Below are 24,067 nucleotides of genomic sequence, written 5' to 3' on the forward strand. Positions count from 1 at the left end.
TGGCAGCACGCCCTGAAAGGGCAGAAGCTCCTAGCCCAGGGCAGCGCCCTGGGTAACCTTATGGCGCAAACAAGACGCCCTGTAAGGGCAAAAGCTTTAAAATACCTAGCAATATATAAAGCTTTTGCCCTTACAGGGCGACTTTGCTGATTGTTATCTAACCCAGGGTGTTGCCCTGGGCTAGGAGCTTCTGCCCTTTCAGGGCGTATTCGTATAAATCTGCGTAATCTGCGTGAGAAAAATTATTCCCGCGTGAAATAAAAATTATTCCCGCGTGCGATTACTCGTACTCCTGCCAGCTCTTAATCTGAAGCTGGTCCTGGCTCAATGTGCAGAATGCCTCGATGAAGGCGGAAGCCAGGCGGGCATTGGTGATCAGAGGAATGTTGTGGTCGATGGCGCCACGACGGATTCTGTAACCATTGGTCAACTCACGCTTGGTGTGATTCTTAGGGATGTTGACGATGAGGTCGAACTTGTGGTCAGCAATCATCTGCATCACGTTAGGAAGATCCTTGTGGTCTTCATCAGGCCATCCTACGGCTGTAGCCTTCACGTTGTTCTCGTTCAGGAACTTCGCTGTACCGGCTGTAGCATAGATGGTGTAACCGTTCTTCACCAGCGCCTGGGCAGCGTCGAGCAGAGAAGCCTTCTCCTTGGCACCACCGCTTGAAAGCATAATGCCCTTGTCCTTAGAAGGAATCTTGTAGCCGGTGGCAATCAATGAGTTGAGCAATGCCTCCTCGAAAGTATCACCCATACAGCCTACCTCACCGGTAGAACTCATATCCACACCCAAAACTGGGTCGGCGTTCTGCAAACGGGCGAATGAGAATTGTGAAGCCTTCACACCCATACGGTCGATATCGAAAGCAGACTTATCCGGTTTCTGATATGGAGCATCGAGCATGATGCGGGTAGCAGTCTCGATGAAGTTGCGCTTCAATACCTTGCTCACGAATGGGAATGAACGGGATGCACGGAGATTACACTCGATAACCTTTACATCGCGACCCTTAGCCAGGTACTGGATATTGAAAGGACCCGAGATGTTGAGCTCCTTGGCGATGGCACGTGAAATCTTCTTGATCTGACGGGCTGTAGCGAAGGAAATCTGCTGAGCAGGGAAGGTCATGGTAGCGTCGCCGGAGTGAACACCTGCATACTCTACGTGCTCTGAAATACCATACTCTACAATCTCACCATTCTGAGCCACACCGTCGAACTCAATCTCGTTGGTCTCTGTCATGAACTGGGAGATAACTACTGGGTATTCCTTAGAAACCTCAGAAGCTGCCTCCAGGAAGCGACGCAACTCCTCATCATCGTGGCAAACGTTCATGGCTGCACCGGAAAGAACGTAAGATGGACGAACGAGAACAGGATAGCCTACCTCGTCGATGAACTTCTGAACATCCTCCATAGAGGTGAGGGCGCTCCACTTAGGCTGGTCGATACCCAACTTATCGAGCATGGCAGAGAACTTACCGCGGTTCTCGGCACGGTCAATGTTGACAGGAGATGTGCCCAGGATTGGCACAGACTGGCGATGAAGCTTCATAGCCAGGTTGTTTGGAATCTGACCACCTACAGAAACTATCACGCCACGTGGTGACTCCAGGTCGATGACATCGAGTACACGCTCGAATGAAAGCTCATCGAAGTAGAGACGGTCGCACATATCGTAGTCGGTAGATACGGTCTCCGGGTTGTAGTTGATCATGATTGACTTGTAACCCAACTTGCGGGCTGTATTGATGGCGTTTACTGAACACCAGTCGAACTCTACAGAAGAACCGATGCGGTAAGCACCCGAACCGAGAACGATGACAGACTTCTCGTTCTTGTAGTAGTTGATGTCGTAACCCTCTACAGCGTATGTCATGTAGAGATAGTTGGTGAGGTCAGGATGCTCGCTAGCCACAGTAGGGATGCGCTTTACTGCAGGCAGAATGTTCAACTTCTTACGCAGGGCACGAACTGCCAGTACCTCCTTCTCCATATTGGTGTTCTGAGTCTTCAATACGAAGCGGCCAATCTGGAAGTCAGAGAAGCCCAATACCTTAGCCTCGCGCAATACCTCGGCTGGAATCTCCTCCAGCGTATTATATTCAGAAAGCTTGTGCTTGTAATCTACGATATTCTTCATGCGCTCGATGAACCAAGGGTCAATCTTGGTCAACTCCTCGATGCGCTCGATGGTGTAACCTTCCTCCAGAGCCTGGGCGATGGCGAAGATACGGAGGTCGGTAGGGTTGGAAAGTTCCTCATCCAGGTTATCAAACTTGGTGTGGTCGTTGCCTACGAAACCGTGCATTCCCTGACCAATCATACGGAGACCCTTCTGGAGCATCTCCTCGAAAGAACGGCCGATAGACATGATTTCGCCTACAGACTTCATGGAAGAACCAATCTTGCGGCTTACACCGACAAACTTGGTAAGGTCCCAACGAGGAATCTTACAGATCATATAGTCGAGTGATGGAGCCACATAAGCTGAGTTAGGAGTACCCATCTCGCCAATCTGGTCGAGCGTATAACCGAGGGCAATCTTGGCTGCAACGAAGGCGAGCGGATAACCGGTAGCCTTAGAAGCGAGGGCAGAAGAACGGCTCAAGCGAGCATTGATCTCGATGATACGATAGTCGTTGGTCTCAGCATTGAAAGCATACTGGATGTTGCACTCACCCACGATGTTGAGGTGACGGACGCACTTCACGGCGATGTCCTGCAACATCTTCACCTGCTCGTCGGTGAGAGAACAGGTTGGAGCCACAACGATAGACTCACCTGTATGGATTCCGAGTGGGTCGAAGTTTTCCATAGAGGCAACGGTGAAGCAACGGTCGTTCGCATCACGGATGCACTCAAACTCAATCTCCTTCCATCCCTTCAGGCTCTCTTCAACGAGTACCTGAGGTGCGAAAGTGAAGGCAGATTCAGCAATCTCCTTGAACTCCTCTTCGGTCTTGCAGACACCAGAACCGAGACCACCCAGCGCGTAGGCAGAACGGATCATGATAGGGTAGCCGATGTTGCGTGCCGCAGCCACAGCCTCCTCCATGTTCTCGCAAGCGTGGCTTACAGGAACCTTGAGGTCAACCTTGTTAAGCTCCTTTACGAAGAGGTCGCGGTCTTCCGTGTTCATGATAGCCTCTACCGAAGTACCCAACACATCCACACCGTACTCCTTGAGCACACCGTTGAGGTAAAGTTCTGTACCAACGTTCAAACCCGTCTGGCCACCCCAAGCCAGCATGATGCCGTCTGGGCGCTCCTTCTTGATAATTTCAGTTACAAAAAAAGGTGTCACCGGCAAGAAATAAACCTTGTCAGCAATACCTTCACTTGTCTGAATTGTAGCAACGTTTGGATTAATGAGGACGGAACTAATACCCTCCTCGCGCAAAGCCTTGAGAGCCTGCGAACCGGAATAGTCAAACTCACCTGCCTGGCCGATCTTCAAAGCACCGGAACCCAGAACGAGGACTTTCTTAAGCTGTTTCTTCATCATTAAATATAACTATAAGTTTGTTCTTTATATGTCTTGTTATTTATGTTTTTAGCAACTAAACTGCATTTGGCTTAGTTCACAAATGGTAGACACTCTATTTCTAGATGCAAAGTTACGCTATTTATTTGATTATTCCAAATTTTCTGCAATTCTTTACAGTTAAATAACATCAATTCTCATAATTTCTTCCATAAAATCTTTTATTTTTACTATTTTTTTGTTACTTTTGCAGCGGCTTTTAGTCATGTAGAAAAAGAATAAACAAATAGAAAACAAGATAAATATAACAACAATGAAAGTCGGATTATTCGTCCCTTGTTATGTGGATGCCCTTTACCCTGAAGCGGGTGTGGCTACATACAAGTTGCTTAAGCATTATGGACTAGACGTGGGTTATCCCGAAAAACAGACTTGCTGCGGCCAGCCAATGGCTAATGCCGGTTTTCAGTACAAGTCGGAGAAGGTCATAGAGACATTTGATGAGCTGTTCAAGGATTACGATTATATCGTAGCTCCCTCTGCCTCATGTGCTGCTTACGTAAAGGTGTATTATCCTAAAATCTTTGAGGGTAAGCACGAGTGTATTTCCTCAAAGAAAATCATGGATGTTGTGGAGTTCCTTCACGATGTGCTGAAGGTGGATCATGTGCCGGGCAAGTTCCCGCATGTGGTGAGTGTACACAACAGTTGCCATGGTGTGCGCGAACTGGGATTGTCGTCTCCATCTGAGCGCCACATCAAGCCTTTCAACAAAATCGTCGACTTATTAAATATGGTGGAAGGCATTACCATCCACGAACCGGAGCGCAAGGATGAGTGCTGCGGATTCGGCGGTATGTTCTCTATTGAGGAACCTGCCGTTTCTACCCGTATGGGCGAAGATAAGATCAAGCGCCACATGGCTACAGGTGCCGAGTATGTAACGGGTCCGGATTCTTCCTGCCTGATGCACATGGCGGGAATCGCCAAGAAAGAGAATATGCCGATCAAGTTTATTCATGTTGTTCAAATATTAGCTGCAGGACTATGAGTACAGAACATTCCAAGAGAGCTGCGAAGTTTACGCAGAACGTAGAGAAGACCACCTGGCACGACGCTACCTTCTGGTCTGTTCGTCAGAAGAGAGATAAAATGGCGCAGGAACTTCCTGAGTGGGAAGATCTCCGTGAGCATGCGTCTGAAATCAAGATGCATACGATTACCCATCTTGCCGATTACCTCGATATGTTTTCCAAGAATCTGGAGAGCCGTGGGGTGAAGGTTCACTGGGCAAAGGATGCACAGGAATTCAATGAGATTGTGCTCGGTATCCTGAAAGACCATAACGTGAAGAAGATGGTGAAGTCGAAGTCGATGCTCACCGAGGAGTGCGAAATGAATCCTTATCTGGAGCAGCACGGCATTGACGTGGTAGAGACCGACCTGGGTGAGCGCATCATCCAGCTCTTGCATCAGAAGCCTAGCCATATCGTGATGCCTGCCATCCACCTGAAGCGTGAGGAGGTAGGTAAGATGTTCGAGGAGAAGGGTATCTCCAAGGAAATCGGCAACTACGATCCTACTTACCTGACCCGCTGTGCCCGTCATCATCTCCGCGACCAGTTTATGGAAGCTGGAGCAGGTATGACCGGATGTAACTTCGGTGTGGCTGCTACCGGCGATTGCGTGGTTTGCACCAACGAGGGTAATGCGGATATGACCACTTCCATGCCTAAGCTCCATATCGTAGCGATGGGTATTGAGAAACTGGTTCCTGATTATAAGTCATTGGCTGTGTTCCAGCGCCTGCTTTGCCGCTGCGGAACCGGTCAGCCTACCACCGCCTTCACTTCTCATTTCCGCCAGGCTCGTCCGGGTGCCGAGATGCATGTAGTATTGGTGGATAACGGCAGAAGCGACATTCTCGCTGATAAGGACCACTGGCAGACTTTGAAATGCATGCGTTGCGGAGCCTGCATGAATACCTGTCCGGTTTATCGTCGTTCAGGCGGTTACAGTTACACCTATTTTATACCGGGTCCTATTGGTGTGAACCTGGGTATGCTGAAGAATCCTCAGAAGTACAGCGACAATGTTTCTGCCTGCACCTTGTGCTTGTCTTGCGACAATGTCTGTCCTTCCAAGGTAGGACCGGGTTCGCAGATTTACGTATGGCGCCAGAGTCTGGAGAAGTTGGGCAAGGCAGATCCTGTGAAGAAGGCGATGTCGAATGGTATGAAGTATCTCTTCGACCGTCCTGCGCTCTACACCACAGCCCTGAAGTTTGCGCCACTCGCCAATCTGATTCCTGAATGCTGCACGCACTTCAGCAATTGGAATGCCTGGGGTATCGGTCACGCCATGCCTGAGTTTGCAAAGAAGAGTTTTCATCAATTATGGAAGGAGGGAAAAGTAAAATGAAGAAAGAAGATTTCCTGAACAAGTTGCGTAAGAATACGCATGTTCAATTCGATATGCCTGCCGTAGATGTGAAGGGTATCCAGTATGAGGATACGCTGAAACAGTTTATTGAGATGACGGAATCGGTAGGTGCCCATGTGATAGAGGCGAAGGAGGGTGAGAGTCTGGATGAGCTGGTGAAGAAGGCTTATCCGGAAGCCAAGGTCTTTGCTTCTCATCTGCCAGAAATCACGATTGCCCAGAAGAATCCTGATACGGTGGCTGAGGCTAATGACCTGAATGGTACTGATGTGGGTATTGTTCGTGGTGAAGTGGGTGTTGCCGAGAATGGCTGCGTCTGGATTCCTCAGACCATGAAGGAGAAAGCGGTGCTTTTCATCTCGGAATACCTTGTGATATTCCTCGAAAAAGAGAAGATTGTGAACAATATGCATGAGGCTTATGCCCGTATTGAGATGGATCCGAAGTACAATTTCGGTACTTTCATCAGTGGTCCTTCCAAGACTGCTGATATCGAGCAGGCACTGGTAATGGGTGCGCAAGCAGCCAGAGGCGTAACCGTAGTGCTTTTGTAAAAGAAGTATTGAATCTTAATCTATACGAATAAAGCCCACCAAATCGGTGGGCTTTATTCTTATCTCTGCTCAGTTAGATTTCCCATTGGTATGTGTCGTAGATGACCCCTCTTCCTCCGAATCCTTCCTTTTGGTGGATGAGATTCTTGTTGAGATACTTGCCCGCATCTTCTGTGGATTTGCCGAAGTCGAAGTATGGGACATTCCATGGGCATTTGTGGAGGATAAAGTCGAAGAGGGCATCCAAAGCTCCCAGTTCCTTGCCCAATTCGTTGGCAGCGATATACTGGGTATGAATTACTTGGGGGGTAGTATATACGATGCTTCCACCAATAATCGTTTCATCTTTCTTTACCACAAAGCAGAGAATGTGGTCTGGAAAACGATGCATAAGTAATTGCAGTTCCTCTTTCGAGTGTACAGGATGAGTATTATGCCTCTGCCAAAGATTCTTGTCCAATAAATCCCAAAAGTCTGTGATGTCCTTTGGAAATTTTGTAAATCCAACACTTAGTCCATGGCTCACAGCTTTCTTGATGCCTCTTCTTCTCTGCTCGCTGAATCGTAAGGGGGCATTGAGAAAAATGGTAGTGGAAATCTCTCTAGCTATCAACTTTGCCTTCCCAATATAGGAGAGAGCATAGAGGTCCTCTTCCGAAGGGATGCTCTGGTATATCCATGGCATTGCCTTGTAGATACATAACTGGAAATCATTTTGCAGGAGATAGTCCTTAAGAGCCTGAAAGATGTCGATGCAAACTTCTGCTGTTACCTTGGAACAAGTCAGTAAGCCTCCATACGTCAGTCCTTGGTGAGAATAGAGAATCTTCTTGTCCTCATCCGCAGTTTCATTGGCAGGAAGAATGGCATACAAGCGTCCTTTATAATAGAACATCAAGGAATGGTCATGAAATCTGTCTTGATGATAGTCCATATAGTTTCTGTCGAAGAGGAAGGTGCCTTGTCTGGATTTCCAAACAAAGTTGTTCCATTCGGCAGCGTCTTTTGGGGTATATCTTTTGATTTCTATCATGGCTCTGATGTTGTGCTATGTGTGGTATGGATGTATTTCAGAAATTCATCGTATTCATACAGATAGTCTTCTGGCTCATAAAGTTCAGAGGCAAGCACCAGGCATACGGCTCCCTCGGAGAAATCATCCAGTGTGCGCCATATCTCTGTGCCGAGATAGAGCCCCATGCCAGGATTGCTGAGCTGGTATTTCTTGGTCTCCTTGCCGTTGTCTAGGGATACGGTAAATGATCCATGCACGGCGATGATGACTTGCTGGAGCTTTTTGTGGGCATGACCGCCTCGGTTGCCACCCTGTGGCACATCGTATATCCAGTAGGCACGTTTCAAGTCGAAGGGAAGCTCGATGTTCTCCTCTGATACGGTCAGGTTGCCTCTAGGGTCGGATATGGTATGTAATTTGATGATTCTACCTAATTCTTTCATAAAGTTGTATTCTTTTATTTGATAACGCTCTTTTTCTTATTTTATTGCTTATTGCTGATCCTTCTTGGGCAACTTGATGCTGGCATTGAACTTACGATGGCTCATTTCCTTCTTAATTTCCTTGGAGTAGAGGCTTGCACCTTCACGGTTCAGATGGTTGGCATTGTGGAATAATGCCCTGTGATGGGTGTAGGCAGTGTCGCAATAATGGTTAAGGAATGGGATGCCTTCCTGTTGGCAGATAAGCTTGAACCTGCGAAATACTGAGTCGCTTTGGTAGGATAGCTGTGGCGATGCTGTGAATATGAGGCTGGTATGGCTCCTTTTGCATTCGGCTATCAACTTGTGCAGATATTCATATTTCTTTCTGTCGTGTTTGTTTTGGGGTAAGGTCTCCTTCTCGATGGCTTGGCATCCCTCGTAGGGAGAGTAACCCTTGGTATAGCTCATGGCTGGATGACGCCAGTCGGCAAGCAGCTTGAGTAACCTCGAATTATACTGATAGAAAGGAAAGAGCATCTTGATGCGCTCGGTGGAGTCCACGTCCCAGAAAATCTCTCGTATGCCTGGTCGGTGGTAATAGGGGCGCAGGTTGGTGAGATAGGTACTGTTGTCATCTTGCAGCAGGTCATAGTCTGGTTCTACATCGTAGATGAGCATGTGGGGCATGCGTCTTTGCTTGAGTAGTTGCAGTCTGCCCATGCTGAAGATGATGCCCATGCGGTCTTCTCCCACATTATAATAGTTGCCCAAGATGTCTGGGTCGTAGTGATGCAAGGCTCTCGACGACCCCATGATGATGGAGTCGGCTATCAGCTCATTGTGGATATAGCGCATCCTGCCGCTCTCGCCTTTTACCTGAAGGTCGAGATAACGAAAGGTTTGTGCCGTGATGATATATATGATGGTCAGCAAGATAAGAAAGACCATGATTTTACTTAAGAACTTTTTCATATTTCAGCTTACGATTTGTTTCAACTTACGTTTATTTCAGCTTACGATTTAGAAACCTGCGTAGATGAATTGCCCCGAATCGAATACACCGAAGAGGAAGATGCTGGTAGTTACCACGACGTATGTACACCATCTCACCCAGAGCTTCGGATGATGGAATGGATTTTGACCTGGGGTTACTTCAACGATGAGATCTTTGGCGAATACCATCAAGATGAATAAGAGGATGAATTTTTCAAATACCCAGAAGTTCATGTCTTGCTCAGTGAATATCTTGCCGATTACATGGAAGGCATCGCCCACGCTTGGCATTCGGAAGAATATCCATAGGAAGTTGATGAGCAGGAAGTTGATGAGGATGCTTATTCCTCTCCTCATTCTCTGCCTAACTTTGTGCTCGGTATTTCTACTCTCTTTGGTGAAGCTTAGCATCTTCTCCATCACTTGGAAGAATCCGTGAAGAACTCCCCAAAGTATGAAGGTCCAGTTAGCCCCATGCCAAATGCCACTGATGAGGAAGGTGATAATGATGTTGAGATAGGTTCTCCCCTTGCTGCATCTGTTTCCGCCTATGGGGATGTAGATGTAATCGCGCAGCCATTGGGAGAGACTGATGTGCCAACGATGCCAAAAGTCGGTGACGCTATGGGCAAAGTAGGGATTGTGGAAATTCTGTTGCAAGCGGATGCCGAGCATGGAAGCCGAACCGATGGCTATGAGAGAGTAGCCGGCAAAGTCGGTGTATAGTTGGATGGAATAGAGGACGGAGGCTGCCAGCAGTTCTGATCCACTGTGCTGCATATAGCCATCCAGCACGGGATTCACGTAGAGCAAGAGACGGTCGGCAATAACCGTCTTCAAGAACATACCCCACACTATCATCTTGGCACCATTTGCCAACTGCTGATAGTTAGGACGCACCAGCTGGCTCAGTTGGCATCTCAGGGCATCGTATCGGTTGATAGGACCTGCCGTGATGGATGGGAAGAAGGATATATAGAGCATGTAGGTGGGCAGATGATGCTCTGCTTGATACTTATCTCTGTAAACATCGAAGAGATAACTCAATGCCTGAAAGGTGAAGAAAGAGATACCCAGTGGTACTATGAGGGTATGGTGAGATGAGAGGCTATCCATGTAGAGCACCTCTGTGAGGATAAAGTCTGTATATTTGTAGAAGAGCAGGGGGAGGGTGGTGAGAAGGGCTCCTAAATAAACAATGAGTTTGCTTCTGTTGTTTGAGGTGCTGTTTGTTCTCTCCTTTCCCTTATTTCTTTCTATCAATAGAGCGGAAGTATATGAGATGAGTGTTACCACCAAAAGTATAGCTGCCAATGACTGGTTGTAATAGTAGTATAGGGCATAGGAAATCGCCAACAAAAAATACTTTTTGATGGCTTCCTTCTTGATGGCATGGAGCAGCAAGAAGAGGAAGGGAAATAAGGTGATGTATAGAAATGAATTGTAAATCATTGGAATAGTGTGGGCGAGTTTTCAATAAAAGAAGTACAGAAAACGAACTGTTAACTGTTAACAGTTAACTTTTCGCTTTCTGTATTCTTTGTTGCTGGGCAGGTAACAAATCTGCCCTCTCGGTATTTTTTAATGGGGGATGATGTCTATTTCTTCATGTATGGGTCGGTTCCCAATACAGTCTTTGCCAGGCGCTTTGCCTTGTCGCGGAGCTGGTTGAGGTCATCGCCCTTCTCGCCGTAGCAGAGTACGACGCCCATGCGGCGGCCTACGTGAGCCTCTGGCTTGCCGAAGATACGGATGCGGGTGTGGTCTTCCTTCAGCGCATCGAGCATATTGTAGTTTAATGGCTCGGTGCTTTCCTCTGGCGAGAGGATGACGGCAGAACAGCCGATGTGCTCCAGATGGATTCCGGCGATAGGCAAGCCCATCACAGCACGGAAGTGGAGCTCAAACTCGCTCAGGTTGGTGGTGTGACCGAGGGTTACCATACCTGTATCATGTGGACGAGGACTCAACTCAGAGAAGATAACCTCGCCCTGCTTGCTCAGGAAGAACTCTACGCCCCAGAGACCGGCACCTGTCAATGCCTTGGTTACTTCACCTGCAATGTGCTCAGCCTTCTTCAAAGCCTCTTCAGGAATCTGGAATGGCTGCCAGCTCTCGCGGTAGTCGCCGCCCTTCTGTACGTGGCCGATAGGTGGACAGAAGAGGGTAGGACCGTCTTTCTGGGTGACGGTGAGGAGGGTGAACTCAGAATCGAAGTCGATAAATTCCTCGATGATTACTTCCTTCACGTCGCCACGACCTTCTTCCATTGCCTCCTTGTAAGCCTCCTTCAGTTCATCATCGTTGTGAACATAGCTCTGACCATGGCCACTTGAACTCATCAGAGGTTTCACTACGCATGGGAAACCGATTTCATCGGCAGCGTTCTTAAACTCCTCGAAGGTCTTGGCATAGAAATACTTGGCGGTTCGCAGACCCAGTTCCTTGGCGGCAAGGTCGCGGATGGCACGGCGGTTCATGGTGTAGTTTACGGCACGTGCAGAAGGCACAACCTGGATGCCCTCCTTCTCGAAGTCGAAGAGTCGCTCGGTGCGGATAGCTTCAATCTCAGGCACGATGATGTCTGGGTGATGTTTCTCTACCACTGCGGTCAATGCGTCGCCATCGAGCATCGAGAATACTTCCCGCTCGTCGGCTACCTGCATGGCTGGTGCATTGTCATACTTGTCGCAAGCGATGACGTACTGTCCTGCTCGCTTTGCGGCGATGGTAAATTCTTTGCCCAGTTCGCCTGAGCCCAAAAGCATAATCTTCTTCATTTATATGATGTTTTATATTTTATGTCCCTAAAATTAATCCCTAATCACTAATAATTAATCACTAAGTCCGAACTTCTTTCTGATAAATTCTGCGATAAACTTCTCTGTTTCTTCGATTCCCAGATGGCTGCTGTTGATGCAGAGGTCGTAGCTCTCGCTGTGTCCCCACTTCTTGCCTGTATAGTAATCGTAGTAAGAGGCGCGCTGCTCCTCGTGGCTTTCGATAAACTTGCGGGCGCTGGCTCTGTCGATGTCCTTTCGCTTGCATACTGCCTTGATGCGGTCGTCGATATTGGCGGTGATGAAGATATTGATCACGTTCTTGTAATCACGCAGCACATAGTCGGCGGTTCTGCCCACAAACACGCAGTTGCCCTCATCGGCAGCCTTTCTGATGGCGTCGCTCTGGAACTTGTACAGACCTTCCTGCGAGAAGTCGTTGTGATAGAAATTGTTATCGCTCAGGAAGGGCAGATGGGTATGGAAGAGAGACTTGAAGAATCCCTTCTGCTCATCGTTCTGCTCGAAGAATTTCTCAGAGAATCCGCTCTCCTTGGCTGCCAGGTTCAGCAGCTCCCGGTCGTAGCATTTGCAACCGAAATCCTCCGCCAATTTCTCGGCGATGATATGGCCGCCGCTTCCTATCTGGCGACCCACGTTTATGATAATCTTATTCATAATTTATAATTTATATTTTATAGTTTATAGGGCAATCTTGCTAAACGGCAAAGCTGCTATTAACTATTAACTTTTAGCTGTTCTTGGTGTTGTCTTTTCAGCTTGTTCATGTACCACATCATTACGACTCCGGCGATGACTGCGGCAGCGAAGTCGGAGATAGGCATACTGTACCATACGCCGTCGATATCCCAGATCATCGGCAGAAAAGCCAGGAGCGGCAGAAGGATGAGCAACTGTCTCGACAAGGAGAGGAAGATACTGATCTTCACCTTTCCGATGCACTGGAAGAAGTTGGTGATAACCATCTGGAATCCGATGACCGGGAAGCAGAACATCACCACTCTGATAGCCTTGATGCCCAGGTCTATCAGATGCTTGTCGGTAGTAAACATTCTCGCGCAGTAGTAAGGCAGGAACATCGCTATCAGCCAGCCTACCACCATGATGGCGGTGGCAGCAATGATGCTCAGGTTCAAGACGCGCATCAGACGGTCCAGTTTCTGGGCGCCATAGTTGTAGCCGGCAATAGGCTGCATTCCCTGGTTAATACCAAACACGAACATGATGAACACCATCGCAATACCGTTGGCTATTCCGTAAGCTCCCACGGAGAGGTCGCCTCCGAATTTCACCAGCTGGTTGTTGATGAAGATGACGATGATGCAGGCGCACACGTTCATCAGGAAAGGCGAAATGCCGATGGAAAGGATTTTGTCCACGAGCTTTCTCTTCAGTTTATAGATGCCTTTCTTCATGTGGAGCAGCTCGTTCTTGTTGCTGAAGAGCTTGAACTGCCAGCACAGCGCCATCAGCTGCGATAGGATGGTGGCGATGGCGGCTCCCTGTATTCCCCATTTGAAGACGAGGATGAAGAGCGCATCCAATATCACGTTCATTACCACCGTGAAGATGGTGGCGTACATCGCCTGCTTCGGCTTGCTTGCCACCCTGAGCAGGGAGTTCATGCCGAAATACATGTGGCTCACCACATTGCCCAGCAGGATGATAACCATATACTCATGTGCATAGATGAGCGTCTGGTCGCTGGCTCCGAAGAATCTCAGGATAGGGTCGAGGAAGAGCAGACAGATGATGCTCAGTACGATACCGATGATGAGATTCAGTGAAATCGTGTTACCCAGAATGTTTTGCGCTGTGGCATAATCTTTTTGTCCCAACTTCACGCTGATGGCGGTAGACGCTCCTACGCCCACACCGGCTCCGAAGGCGGCGGTGAGGTTCATGAAGGGGAAGGTGATGGCGAGACCTGAAATGGCCATGGCTCCCACACCCTGACCGATGAATACACGGTCTACGATGTTGTAGAGTGAGGATGCGGTCATCGCAATCATCGCTGGCAGGGCGTACTGAACGAGCAGCTTGCCCACCGGCTTCGTTCCTAATTCTAATGTCGCTTGTTTATTTTCCATTTATATCTGTTTTTTCCTCATAGACGCTCGCTCAGCTTCTTTCAGAATGCAATTGCAGCGGCTACTTGTCTGCAAAAGTACAAAAAATATCTGATACCTTATTATATATATGAGAAAAACTTGCATTTCATGATAAAAACTTCCCTTTTCCTTTGGCGTTTTCGTACAATTTCTGTACTTTTGCACTTCAGAATAAACAATTCAACTGATTAATAAATGCAATACAAAAATATTGCAGCAACAACAATAACAAACCGGACTACCGATATAATGATGAAAAAATATTTGATGCTTTATGCATTTTTAATGACCGCTCTTTCTTTGTTTGCTCGCGAAGACAGGGTTAGCAATTTTGAGCAACTGATGCGGTTGCCCCGCATCACCGAAACCGATATGGTGTCGTATCCGGGAGGCAAGTGTATGATGTATCGTCTTTATCTCAGAGACAAAGACCTCAGTCACACTCCCTTTTCGGTAAGTCGCCCTGCAGATTTTCTCTCTCCCCGTTCCATAGAGCGCAGAAAGAGACAGAATCTGCCCATCGATGTTACCGATTTGCCTGTGGCTCCTGCTTATGAGCAGGCTGTAAGCGAGGCAGGCATCGAGATTGTGGGCAAGAGCAAGTGGAACAATACCCTGCTGGTCCGCATTCATAAGGAGAAGGAACTACGGAAACTGGATGAACTCGATTTCATCACCCGGAAGATGAAGGTCTTCTCTGCTCCCGATTCTGTCAGTCAGCGCGTCAGAAGTAGCGTTCGCAGGGGATTGAACGATTGGACTGGTGGAGTAGGCGAATATGGTGCTGCCGATGCGCAGATTCAGTCGCTCAACGGCAAGCGGCTGCATGGAACCGGACATTTGGGCAGAGGAATGATGATTGCTGTCTTCGACGGCGGATTCATGAATGTGGATAAGATTCCGGCGCTGCATAATATCAGATTGGCGGGCATTAGGGACTTTGTGGTTCCTCAATCCAAGAATGTTTTTGCCGAGATGGAGCATGGAACGATGGTGCTTTCTACGATGGCTGCCAACGAACCCGAAAGATTCGTGGGAGTGGCGCCTGAGGCTCAATATCTGTTGGTGCGCTGTGAAGATGAGCGCACAGAGAGTCTGGCAGAAGAGGATTACTGGGCTTTTGCGGCTGAATATGCTGACAGTTGCGGCGTGGATGTCATCAACTCTTCGTTAGGCTATCATGGCTTCGATGATGCGTCTACCAACCATCATTATTATGAGCAGGACGGCAATTCTACCCTCATCTCCCGCACCGCTTCGATGTGTGCTGACAAGGGAATCATCTGTGTCAATTCTGCAGGAAACGACGGAATGGGAAGCTGGAAGAAAATCAATTTCCCTGCCGATGCACGCAATATCCTTACCGTGGGCAGCGTAAACGAAATGGGCGAGAATGCGGCTTTCAGTGCCGTGGGACCTACTGCTGACGGCAGAATCAAGCCTGATGTGATGGCTTACGGAAGTCCTACCTGTGTGATTACGGGCCGTGGAAATATCATCAATGATAACGGAACGTCTTTCTCATCTCCGCTCATCGCCGGAATGGTAGCGTGTCTCTGGCAGGCTTTGCCTCAGAAGACGGCTAAGCAGATTATGAAACTCGTGAGATTGGCTGGTAATAATCAGCATCATCCCGATAATGTATTCGGATATGGTGTGCCTGATTTCTGGAAGGCTTATCAGACGGGAAAAGCGATTAAGTAGGCACGGAGAAAAATAAGGCACGGAGAAAAAATAAGGCACGGAGAAAAAAGAATAAGGCACGGATTACACGGATTACACGGAGGCTCGCGCCCTTGTTTTCTGATAAAAAATCCGTGTAATCCGTGTAATCCGTGCCTAAAAAAACGTGCCTAAAAAAATCCCGTGCCTAAAAAAATCAGTGCCAAAAATATAAGAGTATGAAGCAAAGATTTTCTCTCTATGAATTAAACTCCATGGTCCGCGACGTCATTTCGATGTCCTTGCCCGACAGCTATTGGGTGGAAGCGGAACTCTCCGAGGCTCGCGAGGGCTACGGCGGGCACTGCTATCTGGAACTCATCGAGAAGGATGAGCGGTCTAATACGCCCATTGCCAAGGCGCATGCCTCCTGCTGGCGAAACCGATGGATATTTATCAAACCGAATTTCGAGCGCATCACCGGACAGCGCATTCATGCCGGAATGAAAGTACTGCTCAAGGTACACGCGCAGTTTCATGAGAACTATGGCTTCTCCTGGATAGTAGATGATATTGACCCTAACTATACGATGGGCGATATGGCGCGCAAGCGGCTGGAAATCATCAATACGCTGAAAGCAGAGAGCGTATTCGAACTGCAGAAGGAGTTGGCGCTCCCGATGTTCTGCCAGCGCATTGCCGTCATTTCCAGTGCTACGGCAGCAGGTTATGGTGATTTCTGCAACCAGCTTGCCGATAACGATTATGGTCTGCAGTTTCAAACCCGCCTCTTTCCGGCTACGATGCAGGGCGAGGGGGTAGAGCAGAGTGTGATAGCTGCCCTCGACAGTATCAATGCCGAATGGGAACAGTTTGACTGCGTAGTTATCATCCGAGGCGGTGGCGCTACGAGCGATCTCTCGGGTTTCGACACCCTGGCGCTTGCCGAGAATGTGGCAAACTTCCCGCTGCCTATCATCACGGGAATAGGACATGAAAGGGACGAGAGTGTGCTGGATATGATTTCTTTCCAGCGTGTAAAGACCCCGACAGCTGCTGCCGCCTTCCTCGTTAATCATCTTACTGAGGTTTATGCCCGTGTAATGAATGCGCAAGAGGCTATCGTGCAGAATGTGAAGCATCGTCTGCAGGTGGAGAAGATGAGGCTCGACAGATTGAGCAACACGATTCCTGTCCAGTTTTCGCTGGTGAAGACGAAGCAGGGAGCCTATCTCGACCGCTTGATGAGCCGTTTAAGCACAAATGTCCAGTCGAAACTATCGGAGGCCCAGCGCCATTTCGAGATTCTTTCTCAGAATATTCAGCCGATATTGGAAAGGAAGATGCTCAACGAGAGTCATCGTCTACAGCTTCTTTCCCAGCGCATCCAGGCACAAGACCCCGAATTGTTGCTGAAACGTGGCTACAGTATCACGCTGAAAGATGGCAAAAGTATCCGTTCTGCCTCGCAACTGAAGTCTGGCGACATCATCGAAACGAGGTTTGCCGAGGGCAGCGTGAAGGCAAAAGTTGAATAATAGTTTATAATTTATTGAAGTTTTGCATGTGGTTTAAGTACGGGCTGAAGGCCCAAAAGCTCTTAGCCTAGGGCATCGCCCTGGGTAATAAAGGACGCAATCTTGTCGCCCTGTAAGGGCAAAAGCTTTAAAATATCCACTGTTAACTCCAAAACAAAAATAAAAAAATGGAAAAAGAAGAAATGAAATACGAACAAGCCGTAAGAGAACTTGAAGAAATCGTAGAAAGAATGGAGAATGATGAACTCGATATTGATCAGCTCTCTGAGCAGTTGAAACGTGCCAAAACCTTGGTGAAACTCTGTAAGGACAAACTCACCAAGACCGATGAGGAAATCAAGAAACTCCTCAGCGAGGATTGATTTTCTGCATCTTCCTCTGAACACGAATTGCACGAATTACACGAATATGTTGTTTGAGAACGAAAAAATCCCAACCCATAAGCTTTTTAGGACTTATAAGCTGGGATGATTCTGAACACGAATAACTCGAATAGCACGAATTTCTGGGAACTGTCCGGGCTTTCTAGAGATGGAAGTCGATTTCCTTCAGCCATTCCTTGACATCGAAGCAAGGACAGCTCTTGCGAACCCAGGGAAGGTCGCGATGACCTAGGATCTCGGCATCGGGATAGTCGAGGACGAGACTGTAGAGGAGGTCTTCTAGAGATGCTTTCTGGGCTGGAGTGCGAGTATCGGCAGGCTTGCCTTTCTCGTCGAGACCACCCTCGTAGCAGATTCCGATGCTATGGGCGTTGTAGTGGCGGGCGTGAGCGCCCTCCTCGCTTTCAGGACGGCATGGATAGACTACGCCATCCTTCGTAATGTAATAGTGGTAACCGATGGAGTGGAAACCACGTGCCTTGTGGCAGGCTTCTAAGGCTTCTACTGGGAAGTCCTGGTTAATACGTGTGGCACTGCAATGTACCACGATCAAATCGATTTTTCTTTGATTCTTCATTGGATTCTATGGATTTTAAAGGGTTAATGTTTGTCTCCCACAGATTGCACAGATTTTCACAGATTCTTGACTCCTTCGGAGTTTTTTCATTGAGGTTTGGTGATAACCGTTGCTTGCAACAAGATTATCTGTGTATATCCGTGAGATCTGTGGGAGAACTAAAATATCACTTGCAGCTCTGCACACAGAAGGAGCTGAGGACGGCAGTGAGGACGGTGATGACGAAGTTGATGACTTTCTGGATAGTTTCCTTTTTCATTGTTGTTAGTGATTAGTGATTAATGATTAATTTTCCCACAGATTACACAGATTTTCACAGATTATAGACTCCTTCGGAGTTTTTTGCAGTGAGACCTGATAAGTATAAGACTGTTGCTTGCAACGAAGAATTATCTGTGTAAATCTGTGAGATCTGTGGGGGACCAAGAAGGAAGCGGGCAGGATGAGCAAGTATCCGTTCAGGGCGATGATTTGACAATGTTGAATGGTGAGTGATGAACTCATTCCTGATGGGGCCCTCGGATTACTCCGGACTGCATCCTGCCGATGCGCTTTCTCTTGTTTCAGATGCGAGGCGGGCAGGGCTACTCTAAGCCGTCGCCTCCTCCTTCTCCAGTGGTTCCGCTACCGCCCTGGTCGGTGTTTTCGCCACCAGGGGTATCCTTTCCGGTATCCTTCCCGGTATCCGGAGTGGTATCTGGGGTGGTGCCATCACCTAACAGAGCAGAGGCCTTCTTCAGCGTAGCTCCGAGGTTGATGGTCTTGGCGCTGAACTCACCGGTGCCACGAGCACGGAGACGGAAACCGTCGATGTTCTTGGCGATGGTGAACTCCTTCTCCGAGGCGGCTCCCTCCTTGTTGCGGATGCCGATGGAGAAGATGGCGAGGTCGTCAATCTTCACAGCGAAACCCTGCAAGGTGAGTTCCTTGATGCACGATACCATATCGGTAATCATGCCCTTGATGGCTCCCTTAGAGAAAGGAGTGTTGTGGCTAGCCATGTGTTCGGCCAGGCCGTCGATACCTACCGTCTGCGTGATGACTGGATAGGCGTAGTACTTGCCGTATGCCTCTGGCATCTTGGCGTTCTGATTTAGTTTTAGTACGTAAAGCAACATAAGTTTTTAAGTGTTTAAATGGTTAATGGTTAATGATGTGTGGGCGCTGCGCAGTGCCTGATTCTTGAACACGAATCTATCGAATCGAACGAATCTTTGACTCCTCGCGGAGGTTTTGTTTTCCCACAGATTACACAGGTTTTCACAGATTTTTGACTCCTCGCGGAGTCTTTGCTGTGAGCCTTAGTGAGTACCGTTGCTTGCAACGAAGAGAATCTGTGCAAATCTGTGAGATCTGTGGGAGACTCTTTCTGAATCACAATGCAAAGATACAACATTTCATTTTCCCAACTCACCGATTCTCATTGTTGCTCACCGATACTCACCGATTATCACTGATAAATATCAGGGTTCTCCCAAATGGAAGAAAATATAGGATACTTGCAGCGGATTGAACTCCTTGCAGCTCTTGTTGTATCCACTCTTCAGCAGCTGCTCGTAGAGCTGGGTGCATCTTACTATCCATCTCATCAGATGGGCTCTTGCCACGTCCGGGTCGGAATCCGGAAAATAGAGCAGGGCTAACTCCTGCTTGGTGTAACTTCGTAAATCCATTTTCTTTATAATGTTGAATTTTCCCACAGATCTCACAGATTTTCACAGATTTTTGACTCCTCGCGGAGTCTTTGCTGTGAGCCTTAGTGAGAGTACCTGTTGCTTGCAACAAGATTATCTGTGTAAATCTGTGAGATCTGTGGGAGACTAAAAATAATATTGAATGTTGAATTTTTCCCACAGATTACACAGATTATCACAGATCTGCTTTACTGTGAGAGTTGATGTGTATAAGACCGTTGCTTGCAACGAGAGTATCTGTGTAAATCTGTGAGATCTGTGGGAGACTAAGATACCATCCGTAAATATGATACTTAGCCATCGTAACTATGATACTTAGCGGTCGTAACCAAGATACTTAATCCTCCACGGTATCGTTAGGATCGATGAAGGAATCGTTGTTGATTTCGCTACCTTCCTTCTCTATCACAGCCCAGCCGTTGCCGTTCTTCTTGTGAATCTTCTTGAATCCAAGACGCTTCATCACGTTACCGATGTTCTGGTTGTTCAGGTTCTGGCGAAGGGCAGGGTTCACACCTATCCTCTCCAGTATCTCAGCACTGTAGCGGAACTTGATAAACTGTAGCGGCGTATCAGGCTCCGGCACCCGGTAGTAACGGAGTATCTGCTCCTCGGCATAGTTGGCTACCATGAAGAGGCGGTTGTGACTGCGCATCAGTTCGATGTCATCCCTCGTCAACCAGTATGTCCACTCCAGGGGCTCGCCCTTAGGATGGTTCATCACCTCCTTACCCAGTGCCACTGCCTCGGCAAACACGTGGTCGTAGTCTATCGGGTGCTCTATCGGACTCTCGATGCTCTTTACCAGCCAAGGACAGTAGCGGCGGTTCTCCTCGTCGGTGATGAACTGCTGGTTGTTGGTGGTGCCGCAGAGCGATCCGCGGTGGGGCATCTCCGAACGGTACTTGTCGTAAGGTCGGCGGATGGAGAATGTCACCTTGGTCATGTTGCTCTTGAAGGCACTCAGGTTCTTGCCGAATACCATCTCAAACTCGTCGAGACAGAGCAGAGCCTTGCTGCTGAAAGCCTCCATGAAGTCCTTGTCGGTATAGGCTCCCGTCGAGTCGTTGAGGAAGTACTGGCGCAACTGTGGGGGCAACAGCATGTTGAAGAACGTGGTCTTGAAGATACCGCCCTTGCCCACGAAGATGAGTATCATCTGGTTCACCACCTTCAGCGTTACCCACGCCACCACCATCGCCACCAGCCACTTCTTGAAGAAATAGCGGAAGAGGCTCTGCGTATGCTCGTAGTCGGGCAGGTTCTCCACCTCTATGCGGTCGGCGAGCTGGTCGATGTAGTCGGGATCCTCTCCCTTCTTCCATTTCGGCAGACTGCGCAGGTAATCGTCCAAGGGGTCGAACGGCTCGCTGAAGTCGCTGTTGATGATGTTGTGCAAGGTCTTCTCCGGGAGATGCAGTCCCGACTCGTCCATCTCACTCCAGATGGAGTTCTCGATGTTGTCATCGATGCGGACCCAGTCAGGATACTTGCCGTCTAAAACGATGCGGCTCTCCACCTCGTAAAATCCCGTCAGCTCGTTTCGGCGGAACAGATAGTGGGTGAGTAGCCACTGCTTGATGCTCCTTACCGATGGCTTGCCGCTGCGGCCCTCGCCCTGGCGATAGAAGTGCCAGATGCCAAACTTATGCAGATGCTTGTAGCGAGACTTGACGACGGAAGCCGTATCCTGGTAGCTGGTGCCAAACTCACGGTCGGCGTAGGACTGGGCTTCTTCCAGCGGGATGCCATAGTAGATGCAGATGTCGGCAAAGTGCCATACATACTCGTTGTGATGCTCAGGCTCGAACCGATAGCCCCACAGGTCGAGCAGTTCCTTGATGTGGGAAGCCGCCTCCTCGATGGTAGGCGCACCCTTTTCGCTTGACTTCGCCTCCTCTTTCGCCTTGATGGTTCGCTTGCCGCCCTTGGCGTTTCGCCTGGCAGAATACTTCGCCTGCAACGCCTTCTTCGTGTAGAGGGGCTTCAGGTCCTTCGGTCCCAAGGCAAAAGGCTCGGCATCCCAACGGAAATAGGCATCCGGGTCGTAGGCAAGACCTGCGCATCGGGTGATGTCAACACACTGCTTGTCGGGAGAGATACCCAGGAGCTGGGTGTAGTAAGCCATCGCCTTCTGCAGCACGGCATCGAAGAGTTCCAGCACGCTGATGTCGTCGTCATCCACAGGACGGTAGGCGCAGAACACTCTGAATCCCCTGCCGCTCACGGTGATATACTCTACCATCGTATGACTGTCGCCTCTCACCAGTTGGATAAGCTGCTCCATATCTTCCTTCTTCACATGGTCGAAGTCGAGCTGTAACATGTAGGTAGGTTTGAGAAAGTCGGCAAGTTGTCTGCCGTAGCCGTCCATGAGTGCCGAAACCGTGATGGCAGGCATCTCAGGCTTGTACTGGTCGGCAAACTGCTTGCTGATGGTGAGGCGCTTGCGGTAAGTCTCGGTCATCATTCGAAGCTCAGGGCTAGAGGTAATCACGCTCTTGAGATACAACCAGTCGGCGAGTGGATGGCTCTCCGAAGATTTGATACAAGGGAAGTACGATGGCATCGTAGCTGTCCCATTCATGCTGTTGTTAGGGTCTTTTTCCATTTTTTTTAATTCTTAGTTGTTTATATACTATTCAGTCGTTTCTAACGTTCTCTAATTAAGAGTGTGGGTGAACACTTGACGATGAAGTCGGTGAAGGGTGAACCCTGATGCCAACCTTTAGCGTTAATAATGTGTTAAAAACACTATATAACCCATTATAATAGAGACTCTTATATTTCTAGCATGCGCTGTATATACAAAGTTCTTTTTATTAGGGTTCACCCCTGAGCCGAAAAGGTGAATGCTTGGGGCAAGTGTTCACCCCGCTGTTCACCAATCGGTAACTGTCAGCAAAGTTACGACAAAAGGGCGATATAGGAAATCGAAAATTACCACATTGTGGTAAAAATAAATAATTTAATTATTAATTTAATTTAAAACTTTTAAGGATGGAAAAAAGAAATTCCTTCTTTCTGCCGATGAGAAGTTGAAGCTCGCGGCTGAGATTTCGTCGAAGACTGCTGAGCAGCGTTTCGACAAGTTGTCAAACCAGTTAGTGAAGTCTGCCAAGCACATTTATTCAGAGAAGGCGACTTATCATGAGTTGATCGAAGGCATGCGTGCCTGGGTGTTGAAGAAGAGTGACATCAAGAAAGCGTTTCACCTGACTCGCAGTTTCTTCACTCATTTGAACAAGGGTGAGCATATGTTGCTCTCCGAGTTTGTTCGTTTTACCAATTGGATTTTCACCCATTATGCTAGCGAGGAGGTGCGCCTTAAGGTATGGATGGGTATTGGCACGGTGTTGTTTTGTCACACGAAGGAGAACGCCGATTACGGTTGGCATCCATTCTCCCGTCCTCTCGACCAGATCTACGAGGACATGATAGAGAAGGAAGTGAAGAAGCGAGTAGAGAAGGAGGAAAGAATCCGCGCTTTGAAGAAAGCCCAGGACGAGATAGGAAAATACTGATTTCACTTTTTTTAGATTGATTTAGAACCATTAAGGCGCCGCCTTCCTGCTGGTGAAAGCTGGCTGGAAGGGGGTGCTGTAAAACCAAAAGCTGTAGAGTCTGGAAGTAGTTTGAATCCGTGAGATCCGTGTGAGCCTGATTAGATACGAAAAGTAAAGATTTTAATCCAAGATTCAAAACTCCATACCTCTTGTTTTGAGTAGCTGCACTAACTCATGGGGCGTGGAATATGTTTTTATAAACGGAATTCTTGTTGCCATATACCCATAAAAACAAAAAAGCCCCACGCATTTGAGCATCGTTGAGAGGCTTGGTGGGAACTGACGGTGCAAAGATACGAATAATCATTGATAATACAAACTTTTCAGCAAGAAAAATCAAGCAAAAGTGGAATTCTTTGACATATTCATATTTAATAATGTTAAATCAGACCTTAAAATCATACTTTTCCAGCCAAATAAAGTGGTTTCCAAGATAAAATTGTTACCTTTGTAACGTCTATACCCATACCGAAAGTCCCGATGGGCAGAGGTTGGGCAGACATACATATGGTAAAAGGCGTTTTTGTACGCTTTGGTTTTGACGTGTAGGAATCTGGCAGTTCACGACACAATTTGTCAAAAACAAAGCAATGCAGAACGCCTCATGAGGTGTATTATATATTGTCCTCATTGGCTTCGGACGTTTTTTCGTTCGTTGTCAAGGGTGCATTCTATATACTTACACAGGCGTGGGGCTTTCGGCGTTGCTCGTTTCGACAAATTGGGCGATGCCAGAGCCTCTACACGTGGAACGAGTGACAGAACAGGCTCCGCGCTTTTTTCGTATGTATAAACAAAGTACATAATTTTTGC

Annotated in this window: 20 protein-coding genes; 7 read left to right on the forward strand and 13 right to left on the reverse strand. The window is 48.1% G+C overall.

Features of this window, described 5'->3' with window-relative positions; translation table 11 throughout:
- Positions 1 to 280 precede the first annotated feature (280 nt).
- A complete protein-coding gene (gene carB, locus NQ544_RS01165) occupies positions 281 to 3,511 on the reverse strand; it encodes a carbamoyl-phosphate synthase (glutamine-hydrolyzing) large subunit (protein WP_040553206.1) in 3,231 nt (1,076 codons plus the stop codon).
- Between the two features lie 295 nt (positions 3,512 to 3,806).
- On the opposite strand from carB, the gene NQ544_RS01170 reads away from it, so the two are divergent.
- The 3 genes from NQ544_RS01170 to NQ544_RS01180 are packed head-to-tail and all read left to right on the forward strand — an operon-like array spanning position 3,807 to position 6,489.
- On the forward strand, positions 3,807 to 4,544 hold the full coding sequence (locus tag NQ544_RS01170) for a (Fe-S)-binding protein (RefSeq protein WP_006847772.1): 738 nt from the start codon (positions 3,807 to 3,809) through the stop codon (positions 4,542 to 4,544).
- Complete coding sequence (locus NQ544_RS01175) at positions 4,541 to 5,914, forward strand: lactate utilization protein B (protein WP_006847771.1); 1,374 nt, start codon at positions 4,541 to 4,543, stop codon at positions 5,912 to 5,914. Before NQ544_RS01170 ends, NQ544_RS01175 begins: the two co-directional genes overlap by 4 nt.
- Positions 5,911 to 6,489 (forward strand): LutC/YkgG family protein, encoded by a 579-nt coding sequence (locus NQ544_RS01180; protein ID WP_040553133.1) that lies wholly within the window; start codon positions 5,911 to 5,913, stop codon positions 6,487 to 6,489. The genes NQ544_RS01175 and NQ544_RS01180 overlap by 4 nt, the downstream gene beginning before the upstream one ends.
- A 73-nt stretch (positions 6,490 to 6,562) precedes the next feature.
- On the opposite strand, the gene NQ544_RS01185 is transcribed toward NQ544_RS01180, so the two are convergent.
- From NQ544_RS01185 to NQ544_RS01215, 7 genes are all read right to left on the reverse strand, one after another.
- Positions 6,563 to 7,522 carry a GNAT family N-acetyltransferase gene (locus tag NQ544_RS01185; RefSeq protein ID WP_006847769.1) on the reverse strand — a complete coding sequence of 320 codons (960 nt, stop codon included), beginning with the start codon at positions 7,520 to 7,522 and terminating at the stop codon, positions 6,563 to 6,565.
- Positions 7,519 to 7,947 (reverse strand): sugar 3,4-ketoisomerase, encoded by a 429-nt coding sequence (locus NQ544_RS01190; RefSeq protein WP_006847768.1) that lies wholly within the window; start codon positions 7,945 to 7,947, stop codon positions 7,519 to 7,521. The genes NQ544_RS01185 and NQ544_RS01190 overlap by 4 nt, the downstream gene beginning before the upstream one ends.
- 48 nt (positions 7,948 to 7,995) lie before the next feature.
- Complete coding sequence (locus NQ544_RS01195) at positions 7,996 to 8,901, reverse strand: hypothetical protein (protein WP_006847767.1); 906 nt, start codon at positions 8,899 to 8,901, stop codon at positions 7,996 to 7,998.
- Positions 8,902 to 8,949: 48 nt separating this feature from the next.
- Positions 8,950 to 10,374, reverse strand: a complete 1,425-nt coding sequence (locus NQ544_RS01200) for an MBOAT family O-acyltransferase (protein WP_006847766.1) — start codon at positions 10,372 to 10,374, stop codon at positions 8,950 to 8,952.
- Between the two features lie 146 nt (positions 10,375 to 10,520).
- Positions 10,521 to 11,702, reverse strand: a complete 1,182-nt coding sequence (purT, locus tag NQ544_RS01205) for a formate-dependent phosphoribosylglycinamide formyltransferase (protein ID WP_006847765.1) — start codon at positions 11,700 to 11,702, stop codon at positions 10,521 to 10,523.
- A gap of 54 nt (positions 11,703 to 11,756) precedes the next feature.
- A complete protein-coding gene (locus NQ544_RS01210; protein ID WP_022121486.1) occupies positions 11,757 to 12,380 on the reverse strand; it encodes a cytidylate kinase-like family protein in 624 nt (207 codons plus the stop codon).
- A gap of 59 nt (positions 12,381 to 12,439) precedes the next feature.
- Positions 12,440 to 13,813 (reverse strand): MATE family efflux transporter, encoded by a 1,374-nt coding sequence (locus tag NQ544_RS01215; RefSeq protein WP_006847763.1) that lies wholly within the window; start codon positions 13,811 to 13,813, stop codon positions 12,440 to 12,442.
- A 270-nt stretch (positions 13,814 to 14,083) separates the two neighbouring features.
- Here NQ544_RS01215 and NQ544_RS01220 point away from each other — a divergent pair, with 270 nt between their 5' ends.
- The 3 genes from NQ544_RS01220 (at position 14,084) to xseB (ending at position 17,396) form a co-directional block, all read left to right on the forward strand.
- Positions 14,084 to 15,538, forward strand: coding sequence for a S8 family peptidase (locus NQ544_RS01220; protein WP_422784784.1), 1,455 nt, complete (start codon positions 14,084 to 14,086; stop codon positions 15,536 to 15,538).
- Positions 15,539 to 15,735: 197 nt separating this feature from the next.
- The gene (xseA, locus tag NQ544_RS01225; protein ID WP_006847760.1) at positions 15,736 to 17,034 is read left to right on the forward strand and encodes an exodeoxyribonuclease VII large subunit; all 1,299 of its coding nucleotides are present in this window, start codon (positions 15,736 to 15,738) and stop codon (positions 17,032 to 17,034) included.
- A gap of 167 nt (positions 17,035 to 17,201) precedes the next feature.
- A complete protein-coding gene (gene xseB / locus NQ544_RS01230; RefSeq protein ID WP_006847759.1) occupies positions 17,202 to 17,396 on the forward strand; it encodes an exodeoxyribonuclease VII small subunit in 195 nt (64 codons plus the stop codon).
- 163 nt (positions 17,397 to 17,559) lie between these two features.
- Here xseB and NQ544_RS01235 read toward each other — a convergent pair whose 3' ends face one another.
- The 5 genes from NQ544_RS01235 to NQ544_RS01255 form a co-directional block, all read right to left on the reverse strand.
- Positions 17,560 to 17,994: an N-acetylmuramoyl-L-alanine amidase gene (locus NQ544_RS01235; protein WP_006847758.1), complete on the reverse strand. Its 435-nt coding sequence runs from the start codon at positions 17,992 to 17,994 to the stop codon at positions 17,560 to 17,562.
- Between the two features lie 166 nt (positions 17,995 to 18,160).
- Entirely contained in the window at positions 18,161 to 18,253 is a 93-nt protein-coding gene (locus NQ544_RS01240) for a smalltalk protein (RefSeq protein WP_153073602.1), read from the reverse strand.
- A gap of 325 nt (positions 18,254 to 18,578) precedes the next feature.
- Positions 18,579 to 19,112 carry an HU family DNA-binding protein gene (locus NQ544_RS01245; protein ID WP_006847756.1) on the reverse strand — a complete coding sequence of 178 codons (534 nt, stop codon included), beginning with the start codon at positions 19,110 to 19,112 and terminating at the stop codon, positions 18,579 to 18,581.
- Between the two features lie 345 nt (positions 19,113 to 19,457).
- Positions 19,458 to 19,667, reverse strand: a complete 210-nt coding sequence (locus NQ544_RS01250; RefSeq protein WP_082231238.1) for a DUF4248 domain-containing protein — start codon at positions 19,665 to 19,667, stop codon at positions 19,458 to 19,460.
- 358 nt (positions 19,668 to 20,025) lie between these two features.
- Positions 20,026 to 22,299 carry a VapE domain-containing protein gene (locus NQ544_RS01255; RefSeq protein WP_006847754.1) on the reverse strand — a complete coding sequence of 758 codons (2,274 nt, stop codon included), beginning with the start codon at positions 22,297 to 22,299 and terminating at the stop codon, positions 20,026 to 20,028.
- A 427-nt stretch (positions 22,300 to 22,726) separates the two neighbouring features.
- Here NQ544_RS01255 and NQ544_RS01260 point away from each other — a divergent pair, with 427 nt between their 5' ends.
- Positions 22,727 to 23,212 (forward strand): hypothetical protein, encoded by a 486-nt coding sequence (locus NQ544_RS01260; protein WP_006847753.1) that lies wholly within the window; start codon positions 22,727 to 22,729, stop codon positions 23,210 to 23,212.
- Positions 23,213 to 24,067 lie beyond the last annotated feature (855 nt).

Source organism: Segatella copri DSM 18205 (assembly GCF_025151535.1).
In the GTDB taxonomy this organism is placed as follows: Bacteria; Bacteroidota; Bacteroidia; order Bacteroidales; family Bacteroidaceae; genus Prevotella; species Prevotella copri.